This is a genomic window from Polyangiaceae bacterium, from assembly GCA_016715885.1.
In the GTDB taxonomy this organism is placed as follows: domain Bacteria; phylum Myxococcota_A; class Polyangia; order Polyangiales; family Polyangiaceae; genus Polyangium.
In genome coordinates this window covers 452,381-478,511 of the sequence record JADJXL010000025.1, presented here as the reverse complement: position 1 = coordinate 478,511, position 26,131 = coordinate 452,381, and the positions used below count along the sequence as shown (strand labels likewise).

11 protein-coding genes and 1 pseudogene are annotated in these 26,131 nt (G+C 57.9%); 7 read left to right on the top strand and 5 right to left on the bottom strand.

Annotated features, from left to right (window positions below; genetic code table 11):
* Nucleotides 1–119: 119 nt before the first annotated feature.
* From IPM54_36905 to IPM54_36875, 7 genes and pseudogenes are all read left to right on the top strand, one after another.
* Nucleotides 120–1,355 carry a protein kinase gene (locus IPM54_36905; protein ID MBK9265352.1) on the top strand — a complete coding sequence of 412 codons (1,236 nt, stop codon included), beginning with the start codon at nucleotides 120–122 and terminating at the stop codon, nucleotides 1,353–1,355.
* Nucleotides 1,352–4,426 carry a hypothetical protein gene (locus IPM54_36900; GenBank protein MBK9265351.1) on the top strand — a complete coding sequence of 1,025 codons (3,075 nt, stop codon included), beginning with the start codon at nucleotides 1,352–1,354 and terminating at the stop codon, nucleotides 4,424–4,426. The genes IPM54_36905 and IPM54_36900 overlap by 4 nt, the downstream gene beginning before the upstream one ends.
* Nucleotides 4,423–6,710, top strand: a pseudogene (locus IPM54_36895) (cyclic nucleotide-binding domain-containing protein). The gene IPM54_36900 and the pseudogene IPM54_36895 overlap by 4 nt, the downstream one beginning before the upstream one ends.
* 73 nt (nucleotides 6,711–6,783) lie before the next feature.
* Complete coding sequence (locus IPM54_36890; GenBank protein ID MBK9265350.1) at nucleotides 6,784–8,628, top strand: hypothetical protein; 1,845 nt, start codon at nucleotides 6,784–6,786, stop codon at nucleotides 8,626–8,628.
* 83 nt (nucleotides 8,629–8,711) lie between these two features.
* Nucleotides 8,712–9,305, top strand: a complete 594-nt coding sequence (locus IPM54_36885) for a SurA N-terminal domain-containing protein (protein ID MBK9265349.1) — start codon at nucleotides 8,712–8,714, stop codon at nucleotides 9,303–9,305.
* Nucleotides 9,306–9,307: 2 nt separating this feature from the next.
* The gene (locus IPM54_36880) at nucleotides 9,308–10,426 is read left to right on the top strand and encodes a hypothetical protein (GenBank protein ID MBK9265348.1); all 1,119 of its coding nucleotides are present in this window, start codon (nucleotides 9,308–9,310) and stop codon (nucleotides 10,424–10,426) included.
* A gap of 63 nt (nucleotides 10,427–10,489) precedes the next feature.
* A complete protein-coding gene (locus IPM54_36875; protein ID MBK9265347.1) occupies nucleotides 10,490–12,688 on the top strand; it encodes an NAD(P)-binding domain-containing protein in 2,199 nt (732 codons plus the stop codon).
* Here the strand turns inward: IPM54_36875 and IPM54_36870 are convergent.
* The 5 genes from IPM54_36870 to IPM54_36850 all read right to left on the bottom strand — a co-directional run bounded on the left by IPM54_36870 (nucleotide 12,685) and on the right by IPM54_36850 (nucleotide 26,033).
* Nucleotides 12,685–13,974: a cytochrome P450 gene (locus IPM54_36870; GenBank protein MBK9265346.1), complete on the bottom strand. Its 1,290-nt coding sequence runs from the start codon at nucleotides 13,972–13,974 to the stop codon at nucleotides 12,685–12,687. The two genes, IPM54_36875 and IPM54_36870, sit on opposite strands and share 4 nt — an antisense overlap.
* Nucleotides 13,975–14,052: 78 nt before the next feature.
* On the bottom strand, nucleotides 14,053–21,699 hold the full coding sequence (locus IPM54_36865; GenBank protein MBK9265345.1) for a LamG domain-containing protein: 7,647 nt from the start codon (nucleotides 21,697–21,699) through the stop codon (nucleotides 14,053–14,055).
* 44 nt (nucleotides 21,700–21,743) lie between these two features.
* Entirely contained in the window at nucleotides 21,744–23,675 is a 1,932-nt protein-coding gene (locus IPM54_36860) for a DUF4157 domain-containing protein (GenBank protein MBK9265344.1), read from the bottom strand.
* 286 nt (nucleotides 23,676–23,961) lie between these two features.
* Nucleotides 23,962–24,630, bottom strand: coding sequence for a hypothetical protein (locus IPM54_36855; GenBank protein MBK9265343.1), 669 nt, complete (start codon nucleotides 24,628–24,630; stop codon nucleotides 23,962–23,964).
* 149 nt (nucleotides 24,631–24,779) lie between these two features.
* Complete coding sequence (locus tag IPM54_36850) at nucleotides 24,780–26,033, bottom strand: phospholipase (GenBank protein ID MBK9265342.1); 1,254 nt, start codon at nucleotides 26,031–26,033, stop codon at nucleotides 24,780–24,782.
* Between the last annotated feature and the right edge of the window lie 98 nt (nucleotides 26,034–26,131).

Below are 26,131 nucleotides of genomic sequence, written 5' to 3'. Positions count from 1 at the left end.
ACGCGTGATGCAAGCTGCGAGCCGCGGTCGAGCAGCCTTCCTTCACACGCCCGACCTCAAATGGTGTAAGTCGAATCCAGGGGTCGTACGTACTTGGGTCTGCGGATCGGAGACGCGTGATGGAGCAGTTCGGTGATTACCTCGTCCGGCGGCTGGTGGGCGAGGGGGGCATGGGCAAAGTTTACGAGGGCGAAGAAAAGCTCTCCAAACGGCGCGTCGCCATCAAGGTGCTCCATCCGGAGCTCGCGAAGAGCGAGTCGGGGCGAAAGCTCTTCGTCAACGAGATGCAGATCCTGGCGCATCTCGAACATCCCAACATCGTGCGCAGTTTGGCGAGCATCGAGGCGAACGGGCAGCTCGCGATGGTGCTCGAGTTTCTCGAAGGACGAACGCTGCGCAACGTGTTGCTCGAAGACGGAAGACAATCTTGGGCCGAAGCCGTGCGCATCGTTTCTGCCGTCGCGTCTGCGCTCTCTGCGGCGCACGGTCAGGAGCCGCCGATCATTCATCGCGATCTCAAGCCTGAAAACATCATGATTCTGAAAGACGGCAACGTGAAGGTCATGGACTTCGGCATCGCGAAAATGCTTCAAGCCATGAACCAAACCAACACGCAAAGTGTCGGCACGCTTCAGTACATGAGCCCCGAACAGATCGACGCTCGCACGATCGATCATCGCGCCGACCTCTATGCGCTCGGCCTCATTTTCTACGAACTTCTTGCGGGAAAACCGCCGTTTTACTCGGCGTCGCCGCGGCAACTCCTCAACATGCAATGCACCGAAGAGCCGCCGCCGTTCGAGGCCGACGTGCGCAGTGGTTTGCCCAAGGGCGTTGAGCAGCTCGTCTTCCAGCTCCTCGAAAAAGCGCCCGAAGATCGCCCCTACCTCGCGACGGACATCGTCGAAAGACTCGAACCGTTTCACGTCGCGGCACCAGCGATGACGAAGACTGCAGGGCCGCGTGCGTCCGCATCGTCATCGGCAACGACGCCCCACGACAAACCTTCGACGCCGCGCAATACGCCGAAAACGTTGCCCGAATCGGCTCAGGAAGCGCGCAGCGTGGGGAGCGAACCATCGAGCAGGCCGAAGACCATCAGCGACGATGATGCATCCGAAAGCGACGATGCGCCTGCAAAGGCGCCGCGGAACGACACCATCGCGCTCGTCGACAAAGTGGGCGAATCGCGCGAAATTCCCACCAAAGTTGCCATCGGCATCATCGTAGGTTTGTCGCTTGCAGCGGGCCTTGCGGCGTATTGGGTGCGCAGCGCGCAAGCGCCCGACGGGCCGCCCGGGGCCGCATCGAGCACGGCGTCGCCGTTCTTGCAGAAGGCCGGGGATGACCGATGAAACGTGCGCGCCCCGAGACGAGTGGGTTTGTCCCGGGCGCGCCTCTTCCGCCCTTCGGCCGCGCGTCGCGCTTTGCGTGCGAAGGCGGCGCAGAATTGTTCAGGCTCGAAGCATCCGACGAATCCGCCGCAAACCGCCTGCTCACGCTTGGTGAAGCAAACGTCGGTGGGTTTGTCGATGGAGGCATAGACGAACAAGGGGTTTGGATTGTACGCATAGCGCTGCAAGGCACGCTTGCGGAGCGAGTGCGCACGCGCAAAGGTGCGTGGCCTTGGCGCGAGGCTCTCGAGACGACGCTTGCCGTTGCCGAAGCGCTCGCTGCATGTGAAAAGGCGAGCCTTTTTCCGGGGCCGCTGTCGCTCGATGCCGTGCAGCTCGCAGCCGACGGGCGCGTCGCGCTTTCCGTGCCGCGCCTCGTTGCCGCGATTCTCGGTGCGCCTGAAGGGGCGACGCGGGCGGGCACCGAGGCCAACGCGCCGCTGTGGACGCCGCCCGAACAGGCTCGAGGTTCGTCCTGGGACAATGCGGCAAACCGTTACGTGCTCGGACTACTTTTGTACCGACTTCTTTCGGGTGAACATCCTTTTGCGGGAGCGGGTTTGCGCCACGCCCTCGATGCGGCGCAGCGCGAGGCGCCGCCGTTCGTCGAGAGCGTTGCGCATGAATTGCCCAAGGGATTGCAGAGTTTCGTTTTGCGCCTCATTCATCCCGAGCCCGCCGAACGTCCCGATCGCGCTTCTGCCATTGTCGTCGAATTGGGGCGTTTTCTTCGAGGAGAAACGCCGGCTGCGCGCGCACCTGCAGGACGAACCCGGCCTTCGAAGACAAAACCTTCGCCCTCCGCCGACGATGCTGCGCCGCCGCCTGCCGTGCGAGTGGTCGCGGACGAACCTCATGCTAAGGCCAAAGGTGCAGCACGACAAACCATTTTTCAAACGCATCCGTGGCTTCGGGTTGCCATTCCCATCGCAGGCGGTGCGATGATTGCGGCATTTGCGTTTTCGCGCATAGAAGAGCCACCTCTGCCGCTACCGCGCCCCGAAATTCCACCCGCTTCGCTGCTTTCCGCCACGGGTTCGACCGCGGAGACATGCGCGGGATGTCACGCCAGGCAAGCTGCAGAATGGCGGCGATCCGTCATGGCGCATTCCGTCAAGAGCCCGCTCTTCAATGCGCTCGAAAGTCTCATCGAAGAACAAGTCGGCCGTGACGAAGATTGTCCCCACGGTGCGGGGATTTTGCGTCGAGTCAACGGGGCAACGGCTTGTCGAAACAGACAAACGGGTTTTCCCATCACCGGAAGCGGCGGCGAGCATTGGTGTGTCAATTGCCATAGCCCCGCCGAAAAAATCGATCGACCATTGCCGGCGTGGGATGGGCGTCCGGGAGGCGATGCATCGACTCGCCGGCCCGTGCGCGACTTGCTCGGAGCGCAAGGAATCGAAGGGATATCGTGTGTTTTTTGTCATTCCGTGCATGGCCCCGTGGGCGGACGCGGCTCGCGCGGATACGCAGGAAACCCCACGTGGACGTCCTTCGTGACGGGAACGGTTTTTCCTGCCAGACCCGAGGACAACCGCGGTCTCGTCGGAATTGCCAACAGCGGCTATGACATTCGCACCGAAGAACTTTTTCATGAATTCGCACGAACGACATTTGCGGCGCCGGGGCCGGCGGGTGCGCCCGATCCCGTCGTGCATCGCCGTCCTTCCGAGCGCACGGATGCCTATTTGCGTTCCAGCGAATTTTGCGGCAGTTGCCACGACGTGCGGCTTTTTGGAACCGACGTGATCGGCGTTCGTCAAGGCGAACATTTCAAACGTTTGCGCAATGCGTATTCCGAATGGGCCGCGTATGCTCGTGACCAGGAAAGGCGTGGGAAAACCCCCGCATCGTGCCAAGATTGTCACATGAGCACGTTCCCGGGCGTTTGCGAACCGGGCGCGCCTGCGTCTGGCGAAGACGAACCCGAATGCCCGCCGAATACCCATTTCGTAGCGCGTCGTCCAGGCGTTTATCCCGAGGCCCTTGCTGCTGCCAATTCTGCCGGAGCAGCTACCGTGTCGACGCACTACTTTTCCGGCGTGGACTTGCCTCTATCGCCGGAATTCCCCGAATTCCTCACGGACGAACAATCGCTCGACGTGCACGGAATTCCCCTCGGAGCGCGTCGTCGTCGCGATTTATTGCTACGTCACACGTTTCGTTTTGAAATCGACGGAGCTCGCAATAGCAGGCGTGGTGTTGAAATTCCGATTGTCGTGGAAAATATCGGAGCGGGTCATCGAGTGCCCGCGGGATTCAGCCAAGAGCGAGAATTCTGGGTGCATCTCGTCGTGCGCGATGGTTCGGGGCGCGTCCTTTACGAAGTGGGGCGCGTGGACAGGCCCGATGAAGATCTGCGGGACAAAGTGTTTGTCCGAGTCAATACGAATCCTTCATCCATCGACGAAAGGGGCCGTCCGGTGGGCCTATTCGGAGCGGACGTGCGCGATGGTCCCGACGTTGCGCAATGGTCACCTCCGCCGGCTTTGGGGGGCACGGTATTTCGCGGCAAGGGCCTCATCAATTTTCAAAATGGCTTCTTGCGATGCGTGCGCTGCATTGGATTCATCAGCCCCGACGGCCGATGCGAACCAGCTCCCGGTCAAGGTTTTTTCCGAGCCGACCGATTTGACGATGGCGATTACGATATCGATACGGGCGAATGCCGGTCCAACCTTTTCGGCGACAACGCCCTTTTCGAGACGTATTTCCCCGTCGGAGCGCTCGATGCGAGTCGCGGTTTCGTGCGCGGTCCCGACGCGATCATCGATACGCGATCGCTCCCATCGAATACGCCGATCCGTTACACGTACGACTTGGACTTTGGCGGTCGTCGCGGACCCTATCGAATTGAAGCGCGGCTTTTGTTCCGAGCGTTCCCGCCATTTTTGATTCGCGCGTTTGCCGCGTACGAGCGCGAGCAGTCGCGGCGAGGCTTGCGTCCGAGCGGGCCGGCGGTCACTGAAGACATGCTGCGCAGATTGGATATCGTGGAGCTCGAGCGCGTCACCACGGAGGTGCAATGACGGACGTAGCTCCCCGCGATGCGGCTCCCGCGTGGCCATCGGTCGTGTGGGATGCGCCGGTTTTTCGTGGGCTGGATGCTCGGGCCCGGCGTGAAATCGAAGAAAGCGGTAAAATTTTTACCGCTGATCAAGACGAAATCATTTATCGCGCCGGCGATTCGAGCGATGCGTTTTTCGTCGTCGCCGAAGGATCCGTCGTTTTGTCTGCGGTTCGTCGCGGTGAAACGCAGGAGCAAGAATTGCGCATTGCCGAAAAAGGCGCTTCGTTCGGCGAAGAAGCGACCGTGGGTGGTGCGCGTAGTGCAACGGCGAAAGCTCGCGCGCGATCGCGCGTGTGCAAAGTCACGGCGCACGTTTTTCAGCGCGCCGTCGGTCGAAGCGGCAAAGCCGAGGTTGCTGAACGGCTGGAACGAATACTACGCCGAGCTGCAACGCGCGATTTGCTGCAAACGCTGGCATTTGCTCGGACGCTCGAGCCGGCGGACATCGATCTTTTGCTCGATGCGGCGCGATACCGACGTTTCGATCGCGGAGAAACCATTTATCGCGAGCAGGATCCATCGACGGATCTATTCATCGTGGCCGATGGGATGGTTCAAGTTCAAACGGACGACGGCGAACGCTTGCACGTGCGCGCGTACGTGGGTCGGGGCGACTTTTTCGGAGATGCCGAAATCGAAGCGGCAATTCCGCGCGTTTCCGGAGCCGTTGCGAGTGGTCCGACGCTGCTCATTACGATTGATGCACGCACCGTGCGAACCGTGGCGAATCGCCATCCGGACCTTTTTCGACGCTCGGTCGCATTGCGCTCGATCAACAGGCCGTGCAATTGTCCGTCATTGGTCGTGCGGCGGCGAATGCCACCCAGCATGCATTTCGTGACCTCTATCGGCTGAACGTCGCTCGATCGCTGCTCGTCATCGATTTGGAAACGTGTGTTCGCTGTGGCCATTGCGCGTGGGCCTGCGCGGATGTGCACGGTCAGTCGCGCATCGTGCGACGTGGCGACAAGATGGTGGCTCGCGTAGATGCAGCGAAAAACGCGCCGAAAAGTCTGCTACTTCCGAATTCGTGCCAGCATTGCGAAAATCCTAGCTGCATGATCGATTGCCCGACCGGTGCGATTGGGCGTGATCCCGGCGGCGAAGTGTTCATTCGTGAAGCATTGTGCACGGGTTGCGGGGCATGTGCCAAAGCGTGTCCTTGGGACAACATCAGCATGGCCGAGCGTCCCGAATCTGCGCCTCGTCCGGCCGGCGGGGCCTATCCCGATGTCGCCGTCAAATGCGAGCTTTGCCGCGGTTACGACGGTCCTGCATGCGTGCAGGTTTGTCCTACGGGATCGATTTTCCGGATGAACCCCAGCGAAGAATTGGCCGACGTACGCGATCTCGTCAAAGGTTCGTCCAGCGCGGCCCCATTGGTGTCGGCGCCGCGAGCCAACGACATTGGGATCATTCTCGGCGGAGCGATTGCAGGAATTGGTTTGACGGTTGCCGCAATCGTGATGCATGTCCGCGGGCTGCTTCGTCCGGGATCCGGAATGGGATACATTGCCGGCGTTCTTGCGGCTATTGTATTCGGTCTTCTGCTTTTGTATGCCGGTCCGAAGCGGCTCGTGCGCTTCCGGATGCAAAAGCGTGCCAAAGAATCGTCCACTCCAACGACGTCGCGCGTTCGTCCTCAACTTGCCGTGCATTTGGCGCTTGGATTTATCGCATTGGGGCTCGTGGCGACGCACGCGCCCATCTTTTCGCTTTGGCCCACGTCTGCGGGCAGCGCATTGCGACTCGCATTCATGGCAACGACATTTTTTGGCCTTTGGACGGCGCTCGTTTACCGCATTTTGCCGTCGCGGCTCGCGCGTATCGAGCGCACGGCTGCACTTCCCGAAGACTTTGCGGCAGCTCGTCGCGAGCTCATGGATCGGCTTTATCGTGACGTCAGTGGCAAGAGTGATCTCGTCAAAAAAATATTCGAAAAAATCCTCGTTCCTTACACCAAACAGCCCTTTGGCCCTGTTATGCTTTTCTTGAGCGGGCGAAGCTTGCGCGAAGAAGAGCGCCACTTGCGCGAGCGGATCGATCGAGTTCTCGAGGGGCGGGGTAAAGAACGATTGGCGGGTCTCGATGGTTTGGTGAGGATCGTCGTGGAACGTCGCGCGCTCCCGGTGCAGCGTCTTTTGTTATTCGTGCTTCGAGCCGGTTTGCCCGCGCATGTCGTGACGTTTGCAATTGCGCTTGCGCTCCTCGTCGTTCACGCAGCCACTGCCGTTCGTCGCTGACGACAATTCGTCTTGCATTCACATGGGCGCTCGTGGTAGGTCGTGTCGTCTCTTGCCAGGGAGGGCGTTTCACATGACCGAGCCGAGTTTGTCCGAGCCATCGCACGCTACCGAGCACGAACCTCCGCCTCCCGAGCCGGTGGACGAGATTGTCGAGGATCGTAAGAAGCGATCGAAAAATCTCCTCATTGGCATTTCGGCCGTCGTGTTGCTCGCCGGCGGGGGACTGTTTGCCCTGCTCCGTTTTCAGGAAGCGGAAAACACGGCGGCCATGTCCAAAGCGTGGAGCGCATTCTCGCGGTGTGTCATGGGCCCGTCGCTCGAAGAAGGGGAAGTGCCGAGCATTCGGTTTCGCAATGCGCAGCTCACGGCGATGACCATGACCGAGCAGGAGCGAATGGCGCCGGGGAGTGACAAACCCTGGCCCATGTCGTGCACGCCGCTTGGTCATGTCGTGCAAGAGACGTGGAAAAGCGCAGGACGAACCGAACCGGGTGGCAAGGATCTCGGGGCCGCAGCGGAATCGCTTGCGAAAGCATTACGAGAGCCTACGGGGCGATCGGCCGATCTTTCGGAAATGATCGATGCCACGTGGGAGCAGGCGAAAAAGGCGGGTATCAAATGGACGAATGTCGAAGGGCCATCGGCGCCGGAAGCCGCAAAGCCGCTCGATGCCAGCAAGCTTGCCAAAGGTGCGCCTCTTTCGCCGACGGTATTTACGCTGAAAGCGGCGTTCACCGATGCTCATCCGGCTTCCGCCATGCGGCTTTTGGTGGAAGAAAAGGGCATAACGAAGGCGCCATTTCTTTGCACATTCGCCGCGAAAGACGCCAAAGTCGAATGTAAGTCGTTGCCGCAGTCGGTTTCGGGAGGACACGGATTGCGGCTATGGGGAACGGCCGACGATGATTCCGCACCCGTCGTTTTTGCAGGCGAACGCGGTCGAGCGGGTATTTTTCGCGCGGACAGCGGCGACAAAATCGATGCAATGTACAGCTACGGCGGGTATGCGCAAAAGGACGGGGCCAGCGCGGCGCTTGGATATGATGACAAAACGAAAGATTTGATCTTGGCAAGGCGTCCAGCAGGAGGAAAAGCAGGGCGCACGAAGATCGAACCGGATTTTCGCGTCGGCAATTATTATTATTCGACGCAAATTCTATGGGATCACCTCGTCTTGCGCGGTGTGACCAAGAAAAACGAAAGACGCCTGTTCGTGACGCGTTATCCGTGGCAAGGTGACGCGGCGCCGAATCTTACGGACATCGGCGAATTGCCCGAACCGGGGCTCATCGAAGGAGGCGCGGACGAACCGGCGCACATTCAAGGTTGCCGGACGCCTCAAGCCATGGTCGTGCGCGTAAAGGGCTACGACAACGATTTCATGAGTTTTCTCGTAGGGGGCAAGTGGAGCCCTCCCATGTCGCCCAAAGTCAGCGATGGCATTCTGTCGTGTCATGGTACCGAAGCGGTGGTGACGCGGTTATATCGGGCCTCGGCGGAAAAATCGTGGTCGACCACGATTGCGCAAAGTCAATGCACGACGGCCGGATGCACCGTGTACGACGTGGCCATGGAAAAGGTCCTGAAGACCCAATACGAATTCGGGCCGCGCGACATGAAAATCGATGCGGTCGATTTGGATGGCAAGCTCCTTGTCGTATGGGCCGCGGGAGAACGCGGAGGAGTACGCATGCGGCTTGCAAAAGCAGATGAAATCGTGCGCGCTCCTGATCGCATCATCTACGATGATCTCGTCAAAGATGGTCAGGTGCAGAAGCTGTCCACGCTTTTCGATTTGCGTCTCTTCTCGCGGGATGGATTCGCCATTCTGCTCCTCTCGACGGTGTCCGGGGTTTATGCGCTGCGTATCGACGCGGGAGGAATGACGACGCCGGTCGAGGTCGTTTGGACGTGAAGTTTCCGGTTGCCAAGTTCCTGTCATGTAATCTTCTACGTTTCGCTCTTCCCTAAGCTCGTTTTGCGTCGTAGCATCCGCCCGTGCAACGCCCGCACGTTCTGCAAGCCCTCGCCCTCGCTCTGTGTTTTCTCGGCGTTTCTGCGCCTTCTGCCGCGGAAGATCCGCTCGTCGAGCGTGTCGTCGTCAACCGCATCGTCGCCGTCATCGACCACGATGTCGTCACGTTGGTCGAGCTGAAGCGTCGCGCGGAGCCGTTCAAGAAGCGCCTGGCCGAGGTTCCTCCGGACAAACGCGCTGCGGCCGAAGCTCAATTGCACAAGGATCTCGTGCAAACCGCCATCGACGAGCGGCTGATCGCACGCGACGCGCGGGCGCGGAAAGTCACCGTCTCTCCGGCGGAGATTGATTCTACCATCGACAAGATCGCGGCGGCGCAAGGCATTACGCGCGCGCGGGTCCTCGAGGTCATCGTCGAGCAAGGTTTTACCCAGGAGCAATATCGCGAACAAATCGTTCGCCAGCTCCTCGTCGGCAAGCTCATGAGAATTCGCATGTCCGACAAATTTCAGAGCTTGGACAAAGATCCGGAAAAGGCCTCCAAGCAGCTCGAAAAAATGGAAAAATCATATCTTTCGAGTTTGCGAGCGAATGTGTACGTCGAGGTGAGGCTGTGAGCATGTGGAATTCGTCGATGTGTCGCAATTCGCTCGCGCTCGTCGCCCTTGGTTTGTTTGCGTGCGGGGGCTCAGCAAAACCTCCGCCGGTGCGTCCGGCCGAACCTGTACCGGTGAAACCTCCGCCCGAAAAGGATCCGATTGCCGTTCACGTATGCTCCGAGGTGAAGGGACTCGTCGACGAGGGGCAAGTGGTGCGGGTCGAAATTCGAGGTCGTGGCGCGCCGGCATTGCTTTGCGAACGGTTTTCCTTGCGAGCCGAAGGTCCGCTCGATGATGTGACGACGGATATGAACGTCCGGTCGCTTTATGCCGAGGGGCGCGTCGAGGATGTCGTCGTATTCAAGGAAAACCGCAAGGAAGGCGTTGTCGTCGTTTACGAAGTCAAAATGCGTAGACGCGTTCGTTCCGTGAAAGTTCGCCCAGCCGAGGGGCTCGATCAGGCCATTGCAGATGAATTGGTTCCGGAAGCTCCGCCATGGGAAGACAGCGCTCGATTCGATGCAATGACCCGCACGGCGACCGTGATGCTCATGCGCCGGGGTTACATGCACGCCAACATTGCCGTCGAAACCACTCCTGAAGGCGAGGACGAAGTGAATGTCACGCTTGCCGTCGAGCCGGGACCGCGCGTGATGGTTGGCGCATTGAACATCGAAGGGCTTGCTCCAGCACGTTTGACCGAGCTATCGAAGATCATCCGCACGAAAGTCGGTGAGCCTTTCGATCGTGAATTGCTCGAGCGCGACGTGCTCGTCATTACGGCAGATCTTTTCGATCGCGGACTGATTACGGGTGCATTTTCAACGCCGGAAATCGTCGAATCGGCGGATGGTACGAAGGTGACCATTTCGCTGAAAGTCACTGAGGGGCCTGTCTTCAAGGTTCGCGCTGTCAAGTTCAGTGGTGATTTGGTGGCGAAACAGGCCGAATATTTGCGCGATTCGTGGCGCACGAAGACGGGATCCGTGTTTTCACGAAGCAAGGTCCTGGAAGACGTCGAAAAGGTACGGAGTTTTCATCTGAGCCGTGGGGCTCCGGCCGACGTGGACATCGATACGGCCGTCGATCCGAAGACGCGGAGTGTCGACATCACGGTGAGGATCAAGCGTCACCAGTAAGAATGGGCTTCACGTAGGGCTGAGTTTTCTTGTATTCTTACGACTTACCATTCCGGTTTGCCCATGACCGATTCCGATCGCGACAAATCACCCGACGACAACCCCGCCGCGCAGAAGACGCTCTACGCGGCACCGCTCGGTGATGCGCGCGATCGCGCCGCGGTCCCTCGAGAAATGCCGCGCGGGCGTGCTGCTCGGCGTGCCGAAACGACATCGGATGTGACTCGTTTTCGAGGGCTTTTTCCCGCGACCATCGTGGCAGCCGCGACGACTGCCATTTCGGCGTTTGCAATGCCGCCTCCGGGGGGACATTCATCGCCGGGACCATTGGCAAAGCCGCATGTCAATGCATCCGTCACTTGTGCAAAATGTCACGGCACCGATGATGCTCCAAAGCGCCCGGATGAAGCTTGCGTCGGATGCCACGGCCCGCATCCCTCAACGCGCAAGGGGCATGCGCGATTGCAGCAAAAGGGCGCGCTGCGCTGTTCGAATTGCCACACGATTCATCGAGGCGATCAAGGCGTCGTATTCGTACCTGGAAACGACGCCGTTCGTTTTGCTCCAGGCGGCGAAGAATCCGTCGATTTGCCGGTAACGCGGGAGTCCTTGGGACCAGCGACGGTGCCCATCGTGGCCGTTTCGAGCTGCGAGCGGTGTCACGATGTCACGTCCGCGAAGGATCCCATTGCACGGTGTTTGGTTCCCGGCCAAGACAAACTTGGCGGGGACAGACCTTCCGTTTGTTTCGACGAACATCAAACGGCGCTTCCCGACGATGTTGCACCACGCGCGGACGCATTTGGCAAAAGGCGGGTTTGTGCAGAGCAACATGGGGAAGATCGCGCGATCATGTGGGATGCGGCGCGTGAAGTGGCGATCAGCAATCCGGTCGTGGCACGGCCAGTCGTGGGCAATCTCGCATGGGTTTGGCTCGGTACAGGAATGCTCGCTTTTGGCTTGACGTTTGGTTTCGTGCGAGGTGGGGGAGGCATTCTTGCGCGAATTCGTCGAGGGAAAACGACGGCGCCGCCCGAGGCGCTCGTCAAGCCGCAAACGCGCATTCGGCTTCCTCAAATCAATACGCAAACATGCATTGGATGTTACGCGTGCGTGGATGCGTGCCCGTACGACGTGATCGAAGTGCAGAAATACGTTGCGGTGGTCGTTCGCCCGGAAGCATGCTGCGGTTTGACCTTGTGCGAGCAGCGCTGTCCGAATGGATCGCTTCGCGTCACGGATGGGGAAACGATAGGCGATAGGCCTCGTATAGGGGAAAACCTCGAAAGCGTCGATACGCCGGGTCTATTTCTCGCGGGGGACATCACGGGTTTGCCCCTCATCAAAAATGCCATCCTCCAAGGCAGTCATGCCGTCGACAAGATTGTCGCGAGCTTGGAGGCGGAGGGACGATGGGCAGGTAGCGGCGACAAACCACTCGACCTGGTCATCATTGGAGCAGGCCCGGCAGGAATCAGCGCGGCGCTACGCGCCAAGGAGCTTGGTTTGTCCTTCCAAGTCATCGAGCAAGGAAACGTGGCGCAAAGCATTCGCAGTTTTCCTCGGGGCAAGCTGGTTTTCGATCAACCGCTCGATTTGCCGCTGTCGGGAAAGTTGTGGCTCGAAGAATCGACGAAAGAAGAATTGCTTTCGCATTGGATGCGTATCATACGCAAAGCCGACTTGCCTATTTTTCAAGACACGCGCATGACTGGAATCGAACGTGATGCAAAGGCCAGGGTATTTCGTGTCGTCACGGAGCCGCGGGAAGGCGGTTCGTCGCAAACGCGTATGGCGCGCCGGGTGCTCGTGGCGATTGGGCAGCGAGGGTCGCCGCGCCAATTACCCATTGAAATCGATCCGGAGTACGAAAGCCGAGTGCATTATCATCTGGCCGACGCGAGAAGCTTCGAGGGCAAACGCGTGGTCGTCGTGGGGTTGGGCGATGTCGCGATGGAGACGGCGCTCGCGCTTGCGCGGCAGCCTGGAACGACGGTGACGGTCGTTCATCGCGGAAAGAGTTTTACGCGGGGGAAGGCACGAAACATCGAGGAGCTCGGGCGCATGCGTGACTCGGGTCGAGTGACGATTCGTTTCGAGGCCGAAGTGACTGCGATTGGTCAGGAAAAACTTACCCTGCATATGCCGCAAGGAACCGAACGGGTGCCGTATGATGCGGTATTCGTGATGATCGGATCGATTCCGCCGTGGAATACGCTGCGAGCCATGGGCGTGAAGGCGGTGAGCGACGAGCAGATTTAGAACGTCACGGGCAAGCTGCGAACCGCGTGCAAAAGGATCGACGGGTGAAACTCGAGCGCTTCGCGCGCTACTGCAAGGCGCAATCGCGGCAGTCGACGTAGCATCACTTCGAATGCAATGGCCGCTTCGAGCCTGGCTAGCGACGCGCCGAGACAAAAGTGGATTCCATATCCAAAGGCGAGGTGCTTGTTCGACTTGCGACCGATATCGAATCGATCTGGATCGGGAAAACGCGTTTCGTCGTGGCTAGCCGAAAGCAAGCTGGCAAAGACGGGATCCCCGCGCTTGATATGCTTGCCGTGAATCGTCACGTCCTCGAGCGCAAACCTCTGGGTGGTCGTTTCGACAGGACCGCAATAACGCAGCATTTCCTCGATGGCCGATTCGAGCAACGACGGATCGTTTTCGAGCCGCTTGCGCTCTTCGGGGAAATCGAGCAATGCAAGTGTACCATTGGCAATGAGGTTGACCGTGGTTTCATGCCCTGCGATGAGCAACAAGAAGAGCATGCCGATGAGCTCTTGCGAATTCAACTTGGCCCCGCCCTCTTCCGCTGCAATGAGGGCGCTGATGAGGTCGTCTTGCGGAGTTGCTCGGCGCTTTTCCACGAGCGCGACGAGGAATTGAAAGAACTCGAATCCTGCCGCTCGAATTTGGGGCATGTTGGCCTCGCTCGGAGGCATCATCATGGTGCTCGTCCAGGTACGAAAGCGCATGCGGTCCTCGACGGGCACCCCGAGAAGCTCGGCGATGACCGTAATGGGCAAGAGCACTGAAAAATCAGCCACGACGTCCATCGATCCACGATCGGCGACGTTGTCGATGAGCTCCTCGGCAATGGTCCGAATGCGCGGTTTCAGGTTTTCGATACGTTGCGGTGTGAACGCGGCAGCCACTAGCGAACGCAGGCGCGTGTGATCGGGCGGATCGGTGCCGAGAAGATGTTGGCCAAGCATTGCGAGGTCATCGCGATAACCAATTCGCGCGCGCTCTTCTTCGGTAAATTTGCTTGCGTCTTTGCAGAATCGGGGATTCTTGAGCATTTCGACGCAATCGTCGTACCGCGTAAAAAGCCACATCGGACAACTAAAACGTCCCGTCTCGACTTGCGTAAGAGGATCTTCTGCACGGAGCCGCTTGTAAATGGGCAGGGGATTGCTGCGGCCTTCCGGTGTGAGCAAGGGATGTAACGTTAGCGGTTCGGTCACAGGATGGTCCTCTCGCAATGGAGTTGCGTTGGTGGAGCACTCGTGCCGACTATTATCAGCATGTCGGCAGGTTGTCATCACTGGAAAAGCACGGTTCCATCAAGACATCCGCGCCTGCGCTACCCTCCCATTGCGGCCCGAGAGGTCGAAGTGTGCCTACCAGCACTTGAGCGATTTGAGCCCCTTGTCGATCCCGCTCCCAACGGACTTACCAAAGTTGGCGACGGTTTTTAGCGCTGAGTTCACATCTTTCGAGTTGAATCCTGCGCGTTTCAAAAGATCCCCGCATTCGTCGACTCCCTTACCGAACGCACTGCCGAGAGCCTTGCCAACGTCCTCCACGCCATAGCCAATGGATTTCATGACCTTCGCCGTGTCTTCGGCACCTTGCGAGAATGCCGATTGCAGTGCATGTCCCACTTCTTCGGCAGCATATCCGGTTCCTTTGAGCAAGCCTGCGGCTTCTCCTGCCGCAAGCTTGTATGAACCTTCGAGCGCCGCGCCGACTTGATGCGCGCCATATCCCGCGCTCTTCATGAGCGATGCCGCTTGCTCCTTCGACACTTTGAAAACCGATTTCAATGTGCCACCAACGGCTTGACCCACGTGTTTTGCAAATTCGATCGTATTGTTTCCGATATTCGCGAGCCACGTCGCTGCGTCCGTGAACAAGTGCGCAAGGTATTTGACTGCGTCATCGATGATCTTCTGTTTGATCCAGTTGACCAAATCTTCGAAGCTTTGCGGGGCAATCGATATGCCGAAGCTCAGGTCGAACCCTTTGCCATTGATGGTAAAGGTCGCGCGCACTTTCGCAGCAAACCCACTCTTCGAGATGGTCACCGACACGTCCGCGCCAATGTCGAACGACAGGCGCACGTTATCCGCGACTTTGACACCTCCAATGCGAATGGTTCCAAAGTCGATTTTCGGAGATACGCGGAATCCCACCGTGCCCGAAAAGATCGGATTGTCCTTGTCCCACGAGATATTCAGCAGCAAGAATTGCCCGAGCCATCGCCCTTCGAGCCGCATCTCTTCATTCGAGAGGAAGAGGCGCGATTGCGAAAGCGTCAAACCGAATAGCTCGTTCTTCGTTTCGCCGCTGAGGTAGAATCGTTTTTTCGATACCATTCCTTCGACGTTCCCATAGACGCGAATGGGCCAATTCTTCGGGAAGAGGTCGAGCTCGCCGTTGAACCAGATTGTCGAATCGACAAGCCGCAAATCGGCCGACATGGCTCGGTGCCCGAGCACGTCGAGATGCGCGTGACCCTGGATTTGAATCGCTGCCGTTTGCGTCGCTCGAGCTGCCGGAGGCGCTGCGAGCGCCCAATCCGCCCCAAATACTTTACCGTGAATCTTGTTCGGGCCCACGTCGGTCAATTCGATCCCGGACGTGTGGTCCATGTCGTAATAGGCCACAAGGTCCGTTTCCTTGCCCGAGAGCGGCACGGCCATGTTGGCTGCAATTTGCTCGGGCGACCTTGCCACGGACCAGTAGCGAATATCGTCGATGCTTCCGCGGAAAAACGCTTTGTCCGTTCCGTCTTCGCTGCGGCCAATGCTCATCGCAGCCGCATCGACCACGAGCGGCCCCGTGAGCTGCGCCTTTTTCCTGGCGACGCCATTGACGACAATCGTAATCGCCGAACCATCGCTCGTAACGGCGATGTGGTTCCATTCGCCAAACCGCACCTGTCCATTGTCGGTGTTCAAAACCTGAGCCTTTACCGAAGTCGTGGATTTGGGCACCATAGTTGTTGGTATGACTGATTTTATTTTCGGCATCACGACTTCGGTCACGTTCGCGGTATAGCGATGCGAAACAAGGCCGTCTTTGCTCAAGTAAAGCTTCGGACCTGCTCCGCCGGCTCCAAGAATGCATTGCCACGATGCCTTGGGCTCCTTGTCCGGTTGAATCCATGTTTCGATCGTATATTTCTCGGTCTTGAACTTGTCCGAACGTTCAATGAGCGCATAGTCGTTCGTTCCATTGAAAACCAATCCATCGTGCGCGAGCGCTCTAGTCGCCGTGGAGGCTCTCTTTGGTTTCACATGCAGCCGCCCGGGGTTTCGCCCGCAAACATCGTTCAACGTGTCCCCGTCGACGTCCGTCAGGCGCCATAGGCTCACGAGATTCGCGGTTTTACCATCGAGGCGCTTGCCGGCGTTCGTCGCGAGCTCCTCGGGCGAACGCGCCCCGGACCATAGCCGAATTTCGGCGATTTGCCCGACGAACGTTTCGGCAGGAGCATCCGCCGTTCTGCCGATCACAATGGTGCCGTCGTCGACGATGAGATTATTGCCTGCGACCGGTCCTTCGGCCACTTTGGCGCCGTTCAAGTACGTCCTTGCAACTTTGCCGTCGTTGGTGATCGCAATGTGGTTCCAGTTGCTCCAATCGATCGCTCCATCGGCCGTATTGGGCGCGCCGTCGTTTGGACCCTTGCTCGTATGGAATCGATGGTGAATGAACCCCTTTCGATGAAGGATGACCGAATAGTTGCGACCGGTTTTTCCGAATACGCCGGCCCACGGGGTTCGGGTGGACGCCTTCTGCTCCTTGGACTGCCCTTTGAATAAAGCCCCGGGCTTTGCGCGCTTCATGCGTTTGGCGAGAACGGCCTCCAGGCTTTCCTCCGGCGTGTATGGCTTGAGCCATACCTCGACGGTGTACGGCCCAATGCGAAGGCTTTTCGAATCGGGTATCTCGATGTACGATGATTGCCCGTCGAATTCCAAACCGTCGAGCATGAGCAAATCGGAGTTGACGAATGCACCGTTCTTTATCGTCCCGTGATTTCTCCCGCAAATGTCGACGGCTCTGTCGCCCGTATTCGAGTCGAATCTATAAAGCGACACGAGATTCTTCTCGTCGCCGTCGAGGACTTCGCGCATGTTCTCCTCGATGTCATCAGCATCTCGAGCGGCTTTCCAGATGCGGACCTCGGCGATTTCACCCTTGAACAACTTATCCATTCCGCTGCCGGGTAATTTGCCGATATAAACGGTGTCCTTCAGCAAAACGAGTCCGCCTTGCACCGGCCCGCTCGCGACCTCGTTGCCGTTGATGTACGTTTTCGCCGTGACACCGTCGTTCGTGATGGCCACATGTTGCCATTCTTCCCACTTCACGCTGCCATTGGGCGTGTGCGGCGCACCGGAATTCCCGTTCTTTGCATCCTTGAATCGATGCACATAGAATGCGCCTTTCGTGTTGATCTCGAGGTAATAATTACGCTGGCATCCGTTCTGCAGCGTATCGATTCCGAACAGCTCGATCCATTCGTCGCCCTGCTCCTTGCCAGGCCGGATCCACATTTCGATTGTGTATTCGGGGAGCATCAAGCTATCGGACGCAGGAATTTCGATCCATGCGTTTTTCCCATTGAGCGATAGCGCCTTACCATCGTCCCGTTTCGCGGCGGACACGATCTTCTGTGCCGCGGATACCGCGGCTTTCTTGAAGACCGTAACGACTCCCATTTTTAGCGCGGGCGCCGTTTGCGTGAAAAGTGCGGGTGTTTCCGTCGTCGTAACGACTGGCGCGGCGGTCGTCACGATGGGCGAATTCACCATGACCGCCCCTTCGAGCCCCAATACCACCTTACCAATGGCACCCTCGAACTTGAATCCCGTATTGAACCCCATCGAGCTCGATGCGGCCAGGCCGAGCGCTGCTTCGAGGCGCATGAACCCGATGTCCGCCTGCCCGCGTACGAATGCGACCAGCCCTTCCTCGTTGCGTTTTACCTGGCCGCCCGCGGCGGTCGCCACGGCCGGCAAAACTGCGACGAAATCATCCACATCGCTCGCCGTGAGCTTCATTTGCTTGAACGCGCCTGCTTTGAATTCGGCCGGGGTCGTGAGCATCCAGTCCGCATCGAATTTCATGAATGCAAACTTGTATTCGGCGCTGCCCACGCGCTGTTCGAGTGGGATGGCTGCGATACAATCGTTGATGGAAAACGTCTTGCAGAAATTCATCATCGACGCGACATTTTTCCACGTTCCGACCTTGATGGTTTTTCCTTTCGTACCGAGGAACTTGCCGCCCAGGTATTCTGGAGCCTGCAAGTATTCGTCGTGAAAAGTGAACGCGAGCTCGAACCCGCCCGGTGGGGTTTGGGGATTCAAGAGCGCTTTGGGCTTCTTCATGAAATCGCTGAACGCCTGGAAAATGGCCGCAGCTCGTGCGCCATCCAAAGCCGGTTTGGGGAATCCCACGTGCGCCTGCAACCCGAGCCCCTCGACGCCCATGTATTCGAATCCGATCTCGTCGTAGAAGAGCGGAATCGGAATGGGCAAACCCGCCGAGATCGGAATTACGCAAAAGACGTCGTCGAGAATGATGCGCCGCTGCAATTGATCGGAGGTGGGCAGTGGGAAACTCGGATCGGTCGGCAATGCGAGCGAAACGACGAGCGACGGCAGATCGAATTGATCGATGACAGCATCGACCTCGCCATACATGAGCGCACCCGCCATGAGCGTTCCCACGGTGAATTTGCGAACTTCGATACCGCAAAGCCCAGGCATCGGGACATAGCTTTGAACGACCGTCGGGAAAAGTACGCGTACCGGCGTTTTCGGCGCAACGAGGCCAATGGTGATTCGACCCGTCGGCGAAAAACCAAACTTGAATTCGAGGCTCTCCGGCACCTTCAAGTTGAAGTAATGCTTGAACCCGTCGGGGAATCGATTGAGCACCTTGCCTGTCGTCTTCAAAATGGTAACGACGTCGTTCGGCACGTCCCCTGCTTGCTCGAGGAAGTCGACGAATTTGTCAATCTCGAGATCGTCGTTTTGGTCGACCAGGACGAGGCCATCGAGCGGAATCTTGTCCGGGAAGACGTCGGCCATGGTTTTCCCGCCGCACGCTTCGAGGAACATTTTGAGCGGCGCGAGGGGCAAAGCAAGCGTGCGGGTGATTTGGATGCCGCCTCCGGCTTCGAAGTATTGCGATACGCCATCGTAAATGAACGTCGGCATTTTGAGACGAATTGCACCGTACTCGCCAAAGTCGACGTCGAACCACGTATCGCCGCCCACGACGACGGTGTTTGCCGCAGCAAAAGGCGAACCCAAGAATTGCACGGCGACGCCCGTGCCGGAAATGGTCAGCCGCGTGCGCGCCATCGTTGCGACGTTGCCCGGCTGATAGACACGGAAAATCTGCGCGCCGAGGAATGTATTCAGCTCCGCAGGCAAACCCAGACCCGCTTCGATGACCAATCCGAGCGACGGTTTGAAGGCAATCCCCACCTCGGTCAATTGAACGAAAGCTTTGCCGAGGCTCTTGCCGTCAATAGTCGGGAATGCAACGCCCACCGGATCCGTCACGTTGAGCGCCGAAATGCGCACATCCTTGGTGCCGGCAACGAGCTTTGCAGTAACCTTGGCGGGTAGTGCATCGCCCAGGAACCCGGGGAAACCCATGAAACCAATGTTGAGCGTGCCGGTGAACGTCCACGCGGTCGTTTCTGTTTCTTTGACAAACCCAATCTCGAAAACGTCCCCCTTGACGGCCATTCCTTCGCCGGTGGGAAAGTCGAGCTTGAACCCTGCCGTGCCCGCATTCGGCTTGAAGAGCAGCGCCTTCTTGCCTTCTGCAGTATTCATCAGACTCAGGTATCCATCGACGGCAAATGCGTTTTCGATGGCGAGTCTCGATGCGATTCGCAAGTCGAAGAACGTCTGGCGCTTGTCGCCTACGAGTCGGCGGTCGATCAGCAAATCGAATTGCTGGAACGAATACGAACCAATTCCGTCGATGCCGATGAGCTGCTTGGCCGGGGTGGCCGTGGTGCGGAATTTGAACTTTTTGATTCCGGCCACATCTTCATAACCGGCCTGCAAATCCATCCTCGTGTCGAAGATATCGACCCCCAAGCTGCCCGACAGAGCCCAGCCCGAGGTGGAGTTGTAATTGAAGAGGAAGTTGAACGCCTGGAGGGAAAACCCGTCGACGACATGGACGGGTCCCGTGCCCTGCAGGCTGATGCTCGCGGCAATGGCGTGTTTGTCCCCAACCTTGTCGTGCGTGAACGTAAATTGCACGTTGGTCGAAAGCGAACCTTCGCTGGTCAAATGGTCCCACGCGACGGTCGCATTGCCAGTTGCCGAAAATGCTCCCGTCTCGAGGTTGACTCGAATGCTGAGTGTCTGAAAGACGATATCGGGAACTTCGTCCGGCAATGAATCACCATTCGTCACGAGAGACCAGAACTTCTTCAGTTCGAAGTTCGATAGGCTGCCCGATAGGGTAGTGCCATTGTTGACCTCACCCGAGAGCACCGCCGAAGCGTCTGCCATGCGCATTTGCGCCGATACGATGGCCCTGACGCCTCGTACTTTGACGTAATCGATCAAGAAAACAAGCCCTGCGACATCGAAGGATGTTCCGCCCACGGGAATGGACAAGAGGTCCTTGATGGTAGCGGCAATGGAGAACGATTGTTCTTTGGGTGCTGCCTGAAGGAGCAATTGCGTAATGGTGAGCGCCGGTAGGTCGGTTTCGTTGGGCAGAAACGATTCAATGACGTCACCGAACGGAAGGGTTTGTCCTGCCGGTAGCCCCGCACCTATGCGATACGAGGGAAACTCCATGTGGGCCGCAAGGCTGAACTTCTTGAATGCCAGAAGCCCCGTGAGTGTCGTCGAAATGTATCGACCCGAGCTGAATGGACGGGATACGCTGAAGACGACGGCGATTTCGGTGAGTGACATGGTATCGGGAACGATTTCCCAATGCATGGGCAATCCGACACCGACGAGCAAGCGGCTCACGCTATAGTCGATACAATCGAAGGTGACGCCGAAGTCGGTCAACGCGAGCCCGTTGGGCTTTGGCATATCTTCCGGCATGCAATCAAAACCGTCAACACCGACCGTCTGCGAGAGATTGGAAAAGCCTGCGACATTGAAGTCGGCAAAAGTGCCTCGTAAACTGAGCTCAGTCGAGGTTCCCGCAATGTCGAGCTTACCGATCAGTTCGAGCGGTCGACCTGCGAGCGTAGATTGGGCGAGAAGATAGAGGCCATCGCCTTGCGTCGCGCTGATGTTGGGATCGCGGTCGTAATCCGAGAGTGCCGATTTCATGAAAAGCTCGGCGCTTTGAATGACGAGCGGCCCGATGTTCGCCACGTCCGTCATGAGGGGCGCATGGAGACGAATACCAAGGAACTTCAATGGATCGTACGCCCGAGAAAACTCCTTGATGGGGCCATACACATGCAGAGGCTTGTCTTCCTGCAAGAGAAACCCGAGCGTATACAGAGGTCCCTGGAGATGGAGCTCGCCGACGAGATTGAGGCCGGGCACGATGTTTCGCCCGAGCGTATCGTCGAAATAAGCAGCATTCGAACATATGAGCCGCACGGCACCGAAACTCAGCCGCGTCAGGACGTTGGCATCTTGAAGCCAATCGCCGTCGGGGCCATCGGTATGACGCAAGGCGTGCGTAGGCAAATACGGGCACGTTTTCGCGAGCGACCAGCCCGGAGGAGCGTTCATATCGAACGTCACCACGAGTCGCCCATCCAGCTCGCGCGCGATGAACGTCACGTTCACGTCCGGCGCATCGAATAGCGCCGTCGTACCAACGAGCCTCAATTGGTCATCGGCACGTAGCGTTTGACTCGTGACGAGGTCGATCGTAATGGCATAGACGCTGAAGATGGAGCGCAGCAGCGCGATGATATCGGCCGATCCGATGAAGTTTTGATCGATGGTCAATGACGCACGAGGGCCCATGGGTCCGATGGCGTCGAACTGCCGAAGAACGTAATTCAATGACATGACTTCACTCCTTGTATTTCGCTCTCGAGCTCGCGGCCACCGCGCTATTTCTTGTCGGGAAAAGTAACCAATCCGTAATATGGATCGACGGCCTCGTAGGCAAACGTCATGGGAAGCTTTACGAACCCCTGCTGCTTCGCCGGTTTGAGCGTTCCGATGGCATTCTGGACGCCCGTGCTACTCATTGCAGCACGTTCCCACTTCTCTTTGACTCTATTTTCGGCGCTCGTTATGGACTTCTTGAGTTTTTCGATTTTTTCGACCAACGTGTTGTATTTCGCCTGATCGATCGGAGGGTTCTGCTCGAGCGCCGTTATTTGCGACTGTAGCTTCTGGACGTTGTTCTCGTGCTGCGCGGTCTCTTTCTGGGTCTCCGTCGCGATCTTACCGCTGTTTTGGTCGAGGAAGGCCTGAATGGCCTCTTTTACGCTGGGCACCGATGCGGTTCTCACTTCGTCGTTCCTTACGGGGCTATCGCCCTTGGCAATGGCGGGAAACGGCGCAATGAGGACGTGCTTCAAGTACGTCCTTCCCATGTTCAGAAGATCTTCGATCGTCGTTTCTTTGATCGTGCGCAGTTCTTTTTCGGGTTTGTCGAGCTCGAGAATGCCATGGCCCATGGTCGTACCAAAAAATTCTTGGGCCTTTTCAGATTCAATGCGGAACGCTCGGCCGGTTGAAATGGCGACATGCGCCCCGAAATTCAGGATGACCACACGCCCCCGCGGGATCTTGACATTCGAGGGAATGCACACGATCTCATCGTCAGCCCAGCCCATCCGCTGTGCGCGGCGGTCGGCATTTTCGAGCGGGCCGTTCGACACGCTCCAAAAGTAGTCTCGGATTTTGATGATCTCCGGCAGAAAAGACGGAATGGGGCTAAACTCGTCTTTCGATTTCCAATAGGGGGCCTTGTTGAGCGTCACGTTGGCCCACGAGATGTACCCCTTTCCTACGAGGCCAGATTTTACCAGGGAATAAAGCACGCATTCCCAGCAATTCATTGCGAGCGGCTCGTCGTTCGTGCGGCCCGCAAGCCATTGCGCCATGGGTGAGCTCGTGGTTTGAGTCAAGTACGATGCGGCGCGCCAAATGATGTAGCCCTCGAGGGCGTCCTCTTCAATTTCGTCTACGGCGAGCTTGAACGCCTGATAATCCTTGTAGTGTCTATCCGAATAGGCCGCCTGTTCGTCCAAGGCCCATTGTTTTTTCGCAGCTTCGATGGCCTTGTCTTTATCGACCATCTTGCGTCCGAGCACCTTGGCATTCTTATCCATCAGCAGACGCATTGCCGATTCGGCTCGATACCCCACGTTTCGAATGGCGATTTCTCGCAGCAGCGCCTCGTCGTTTGCAAATTGCTCGTCGTCCAGCACAAAATCAGACAAAATTTCCGCCATCACTTTGGGGGGAAAATACACGTAACGATTGTCGCCGAAACGTGTCTGTAGCAATTTGCCAACGCGCGCGACGAAGTGTTCGAAGTCGTCTTTGCTGCTCGTGTACCGGTCGGCTCCAACGGTGACCACTCGCTGCAGCACTGGCGTTGCGATTCGTTTTCTATTTAAAGATTTCCGAACGTTACGCCATAGCGTCGACCAGCTCAGGCTCGAAGCCACGGCGCCCATTGCGTCCGCTTCCCTCTCGAGAATGGGATCGTCATTCAAAGCCGCGCCATTGAGCTGCGATGTCTCCCGCACTCGTCCCTGCTTCTGCTGCACCACGTGCCACACCTCGTGCGGCAATGCATCTTCCGCCCCCGCCGCCAAATGAATCGCCGTCCCATGCGCGAACGCGCGCGCGCCCACCCCGCCAGGCTTGTCCGACGCGTAATGGACGCGCACATCCCCCATGTCGTACCCAGATAGGTACTCGACGGCCCACCTCAGCCCTTCGGGCAAAGGTTCACCGGCTCCATTGGAGGATGCACCACGAGATGCCATTGACTCGCAAAAGTTATCGCTTGTATGCATCATGGTCGTGACTTTCGATGATCAGGCCGAAGCATGTTCCGGGCCGCAGCCGCAACATGCATCGAATCACGACGAATCCGCGCAGGTCAACCTTGAATTCTCTTATGAAAGGTGCCGAATTTGCACTCCGCCGGTGCGAAATTCGCAGTCGCCATGCTCCGTCAGCATCCATCCCGTGATGTCGCCCCGGAGAAGAGTGAGCATGGACAATTTTATAGATTGGTTGGAATGCAGCTTTATCGAACGAACAATCGAGCGCAGGCGGCTCGAGTGGCTGCATTCTCGACGTTCAAGTCGCGCCGCCGGGCCAGTCTTTGACGAAGGTGGAAAAAAATGGCAATGCGTGAGCCGAGGGCCGAGGATCCGATATGGTATCCATGCCGCCGCGAGTGCTGGCAAATTCGCCCTCCCATACCGTGCGTCCCGTCGTCATGTCGAGGATCGAAACCCTGCCCGTGAGCGTCGATTCCACCGTGCTACTGGGCATCCTGCCGCCACCGCCGCCGATGCGCTGATCGTAATTGAGCCGCGACAGGATCAAATACCGCGCGCCGAGCGATTCTTTGTATTGAGCGAGCTGCTCGGGGTTCGGGTTACTTGCGTCATACTCGTAGACCTTCAACCACTGGGCTTCCTCTTCGAGTGACAAATTGAGCGCCTTGTTGTGCGAATCATTCGTCACCATCGGAATGTCGGCACGCAATTGCTGAATGGCCCGAACGAGACTCTGCACCGTCTTGAATCGTTCGCTCGGAATGATGTTCTCCTTGTCGAATTTGACGGGCATCACGGCAATCTTGCCCGTAACGAGGTCGTTCGAGGTGAGCTTTGGATCGATGTAAATGATTTCCGGCTTCCAAGCGCAGCCCGAGCCGCTCGCGAACGTCACGGAACACAGCACCGCGAAGAGCGCCGCCTGAGCGCCTCGACGCATACGACGAAGGTAGTGACCGCGCATGCTGCGTAGGCAAGTTTCGTCCACGGATAGACCATCCTTTCTGTTCGTGCGAACAATCCTTCCAAAATTGTCCTACGAAACGTGGACTTGCGCAAGCCCCAATTCGCGCGCACGCGGGACGAGGCGTCGGAAAGCAGCAAATCGCCCAATCAGTCGTCGTAGGAGACGGTCATGGGATCATCGAGCGCAATCGTGACTGGCTGTACTTGCGGCGCTCCTGGAGCCGTATATCGAACATCGGGGGTGGGATCATTGCCAGGTCCGCCAGGGTTGAAGAACGCTCCATAATTGCCTGTTGCGGGAATCTCGACGCTGACGATCGATCGCATGGCTGCTTCGTCGCCATCGAGCACGATGTCGATATAGTTGTCCCAGTCTTCGACGTAGCAATCATCGTACACGACGTCGCTCGACGCGGGCCGTCCGAGATCCGCCAGACCCACGACGCGAATGACGCCACCTTGTACCATATGATCTACGCCGACTTTCTCGAGCAATACTTCGGCCCCATCCGCTGCTTTGGCGTGAACCCGAAAGAATCGCTCGTATTCGTCGGGACGGAGACCACGAACGCCATCTGGCGAAAATCCGCCGGATGTATACGTTCGCAATCGAAATTTTGCCTTCGATCCATAAAGAGCCACGCCGTCATTGGGGAATGGGCCTCCCATCAATTCCGGGCCGCCTTCACCTTCGGTGGAAAATCGACTGAGCTTCGCTGCCACGAGCGCCGGGCCAGCGACATAAGGATTGGAGCTTTCTTTGCTGAGTCCCACTGCACTCACCGGCCCCTTCGGACCGACCAGCATCAACGGATCGTCGTCCTCGACGATATCGACGCGAACTGGATGAATCGATCCGCTTTCGTCGGGACGCAGTCGATTGCCGAATTCCCCGAAGAGGACCGCGGTCTGCCGCTCGTTGTATTCGTAATTCGGCTGGATCGTGGCAAAACCGGGCGTGACCTTCGAGCCGTCGTTCAGGACGACCAAAAAGTCCGTGGGGGCGAGTGTCGAAGGCAAGTACGGCCAACTGAATACGATTGGCATCGCATCTGCACGCGTCAGCGTCATTCCTATATTGGGTTCGACGGACGATGTGAGCACGCGGCGTGCGGGCTCCTCGCCATTCGTACATGTAACTTTGTTCCATGCTCCGCCAGCCGCGCGCACCTCAGCTTCACCACCTTCCACGCCGATGATCCCCTCGAAACCATATCCAGCAGACATGATTTCAGCCTTGGGCGAGAACATGTCGGCATTGACGAGTTTGTCCTCTGTCGTCGGATTGCAACCCGAGCATCCGATGACGCCGACCAATGCAAGGAAAAACCATGGATGCAGACGCACCTTGGTAAAAATTTCATTGGTAAGCTCGTTCTTGAAGATCTGTTCCACTTCCATGTGCCTTTCGTCGCTTGGAGCGCCCCTCGCTCGAAGGCAGTATGGCCGCGGCGGCGCACGATTGACCATGACCGATGCCGCCACCTTCGATGACATTT

Bases quoted from the DNA above. Each gene is read 5' to 3' on its own strand.
- IPM54_36905 (MBK9265352.1), top strand. From the start codon at position 120: ATGGAGCAGTTCGGTGATTACCTCGTCCGGCGGCTGGTGGGCGAGGGG.
- IPM54_36900 (MBK9265351.1), top strand. From the start codon at position 1,352: ATGAAACGTGCGCGCCCCGAGACGAGTGGGTTTGTCCCGGGCGCGCCT.
- IPM54_36890 (MBK9265350.1), top strand. From the start codon at position 6,784: ATGACCGAGCCGAGTTTGTCCGAGCCATCGCACGCTACCGAGCACGAA.
- IPM54_36880 (MBK9265348.1), top strand. From the start codon at position 9,308: ATGTGGAATTCGTCGATGTGTCGCAATTCGCTCGCGCTCGTCGCCCTT.
- IPM54_36875 (MBK9265347.1), top strand. From the start codon at position 10,490: ATGACCGATTCCGATCGCGACAAATCACCCGACGACAACCCCGCCGCG.
- IPM54_36870 (MBK9265346.1), bottom strand. From the start codon at position 13,974: ATGACAACCTGCCGACATGCTGATAATAGTCGGCACGAGTGCTCCACC.
- IPM54_36865 (MBK9265345.1), bottom strand. From the start codon at position 21,699: ATGTCATTGAATTACGTTCTTCGGCAGTTCGACGCCATCGGACCCATG.
- IPM54_36860 (MBK9265344.1), bottom strand. From the start codon at position 23,675: ATGATGCATACAAGCGATAACTTTTGCGAGTCAATGGCATCTCGTGGT.
- IPM54_36855 (MBK9265343.1), bottom strand. From the start codon at position 24,630: ATGCGCGGTCACTACCTTCGTCGTATGCGTCGAGGCGCTCAGGCGGCG.
- IPM54_36850 (MBK9265342.1), bottom strand. From the start codon at position 26,033: ATGGAAGTGGAACAGATCTTCAAGAACGAGCTTACCAATGAAATTTTT.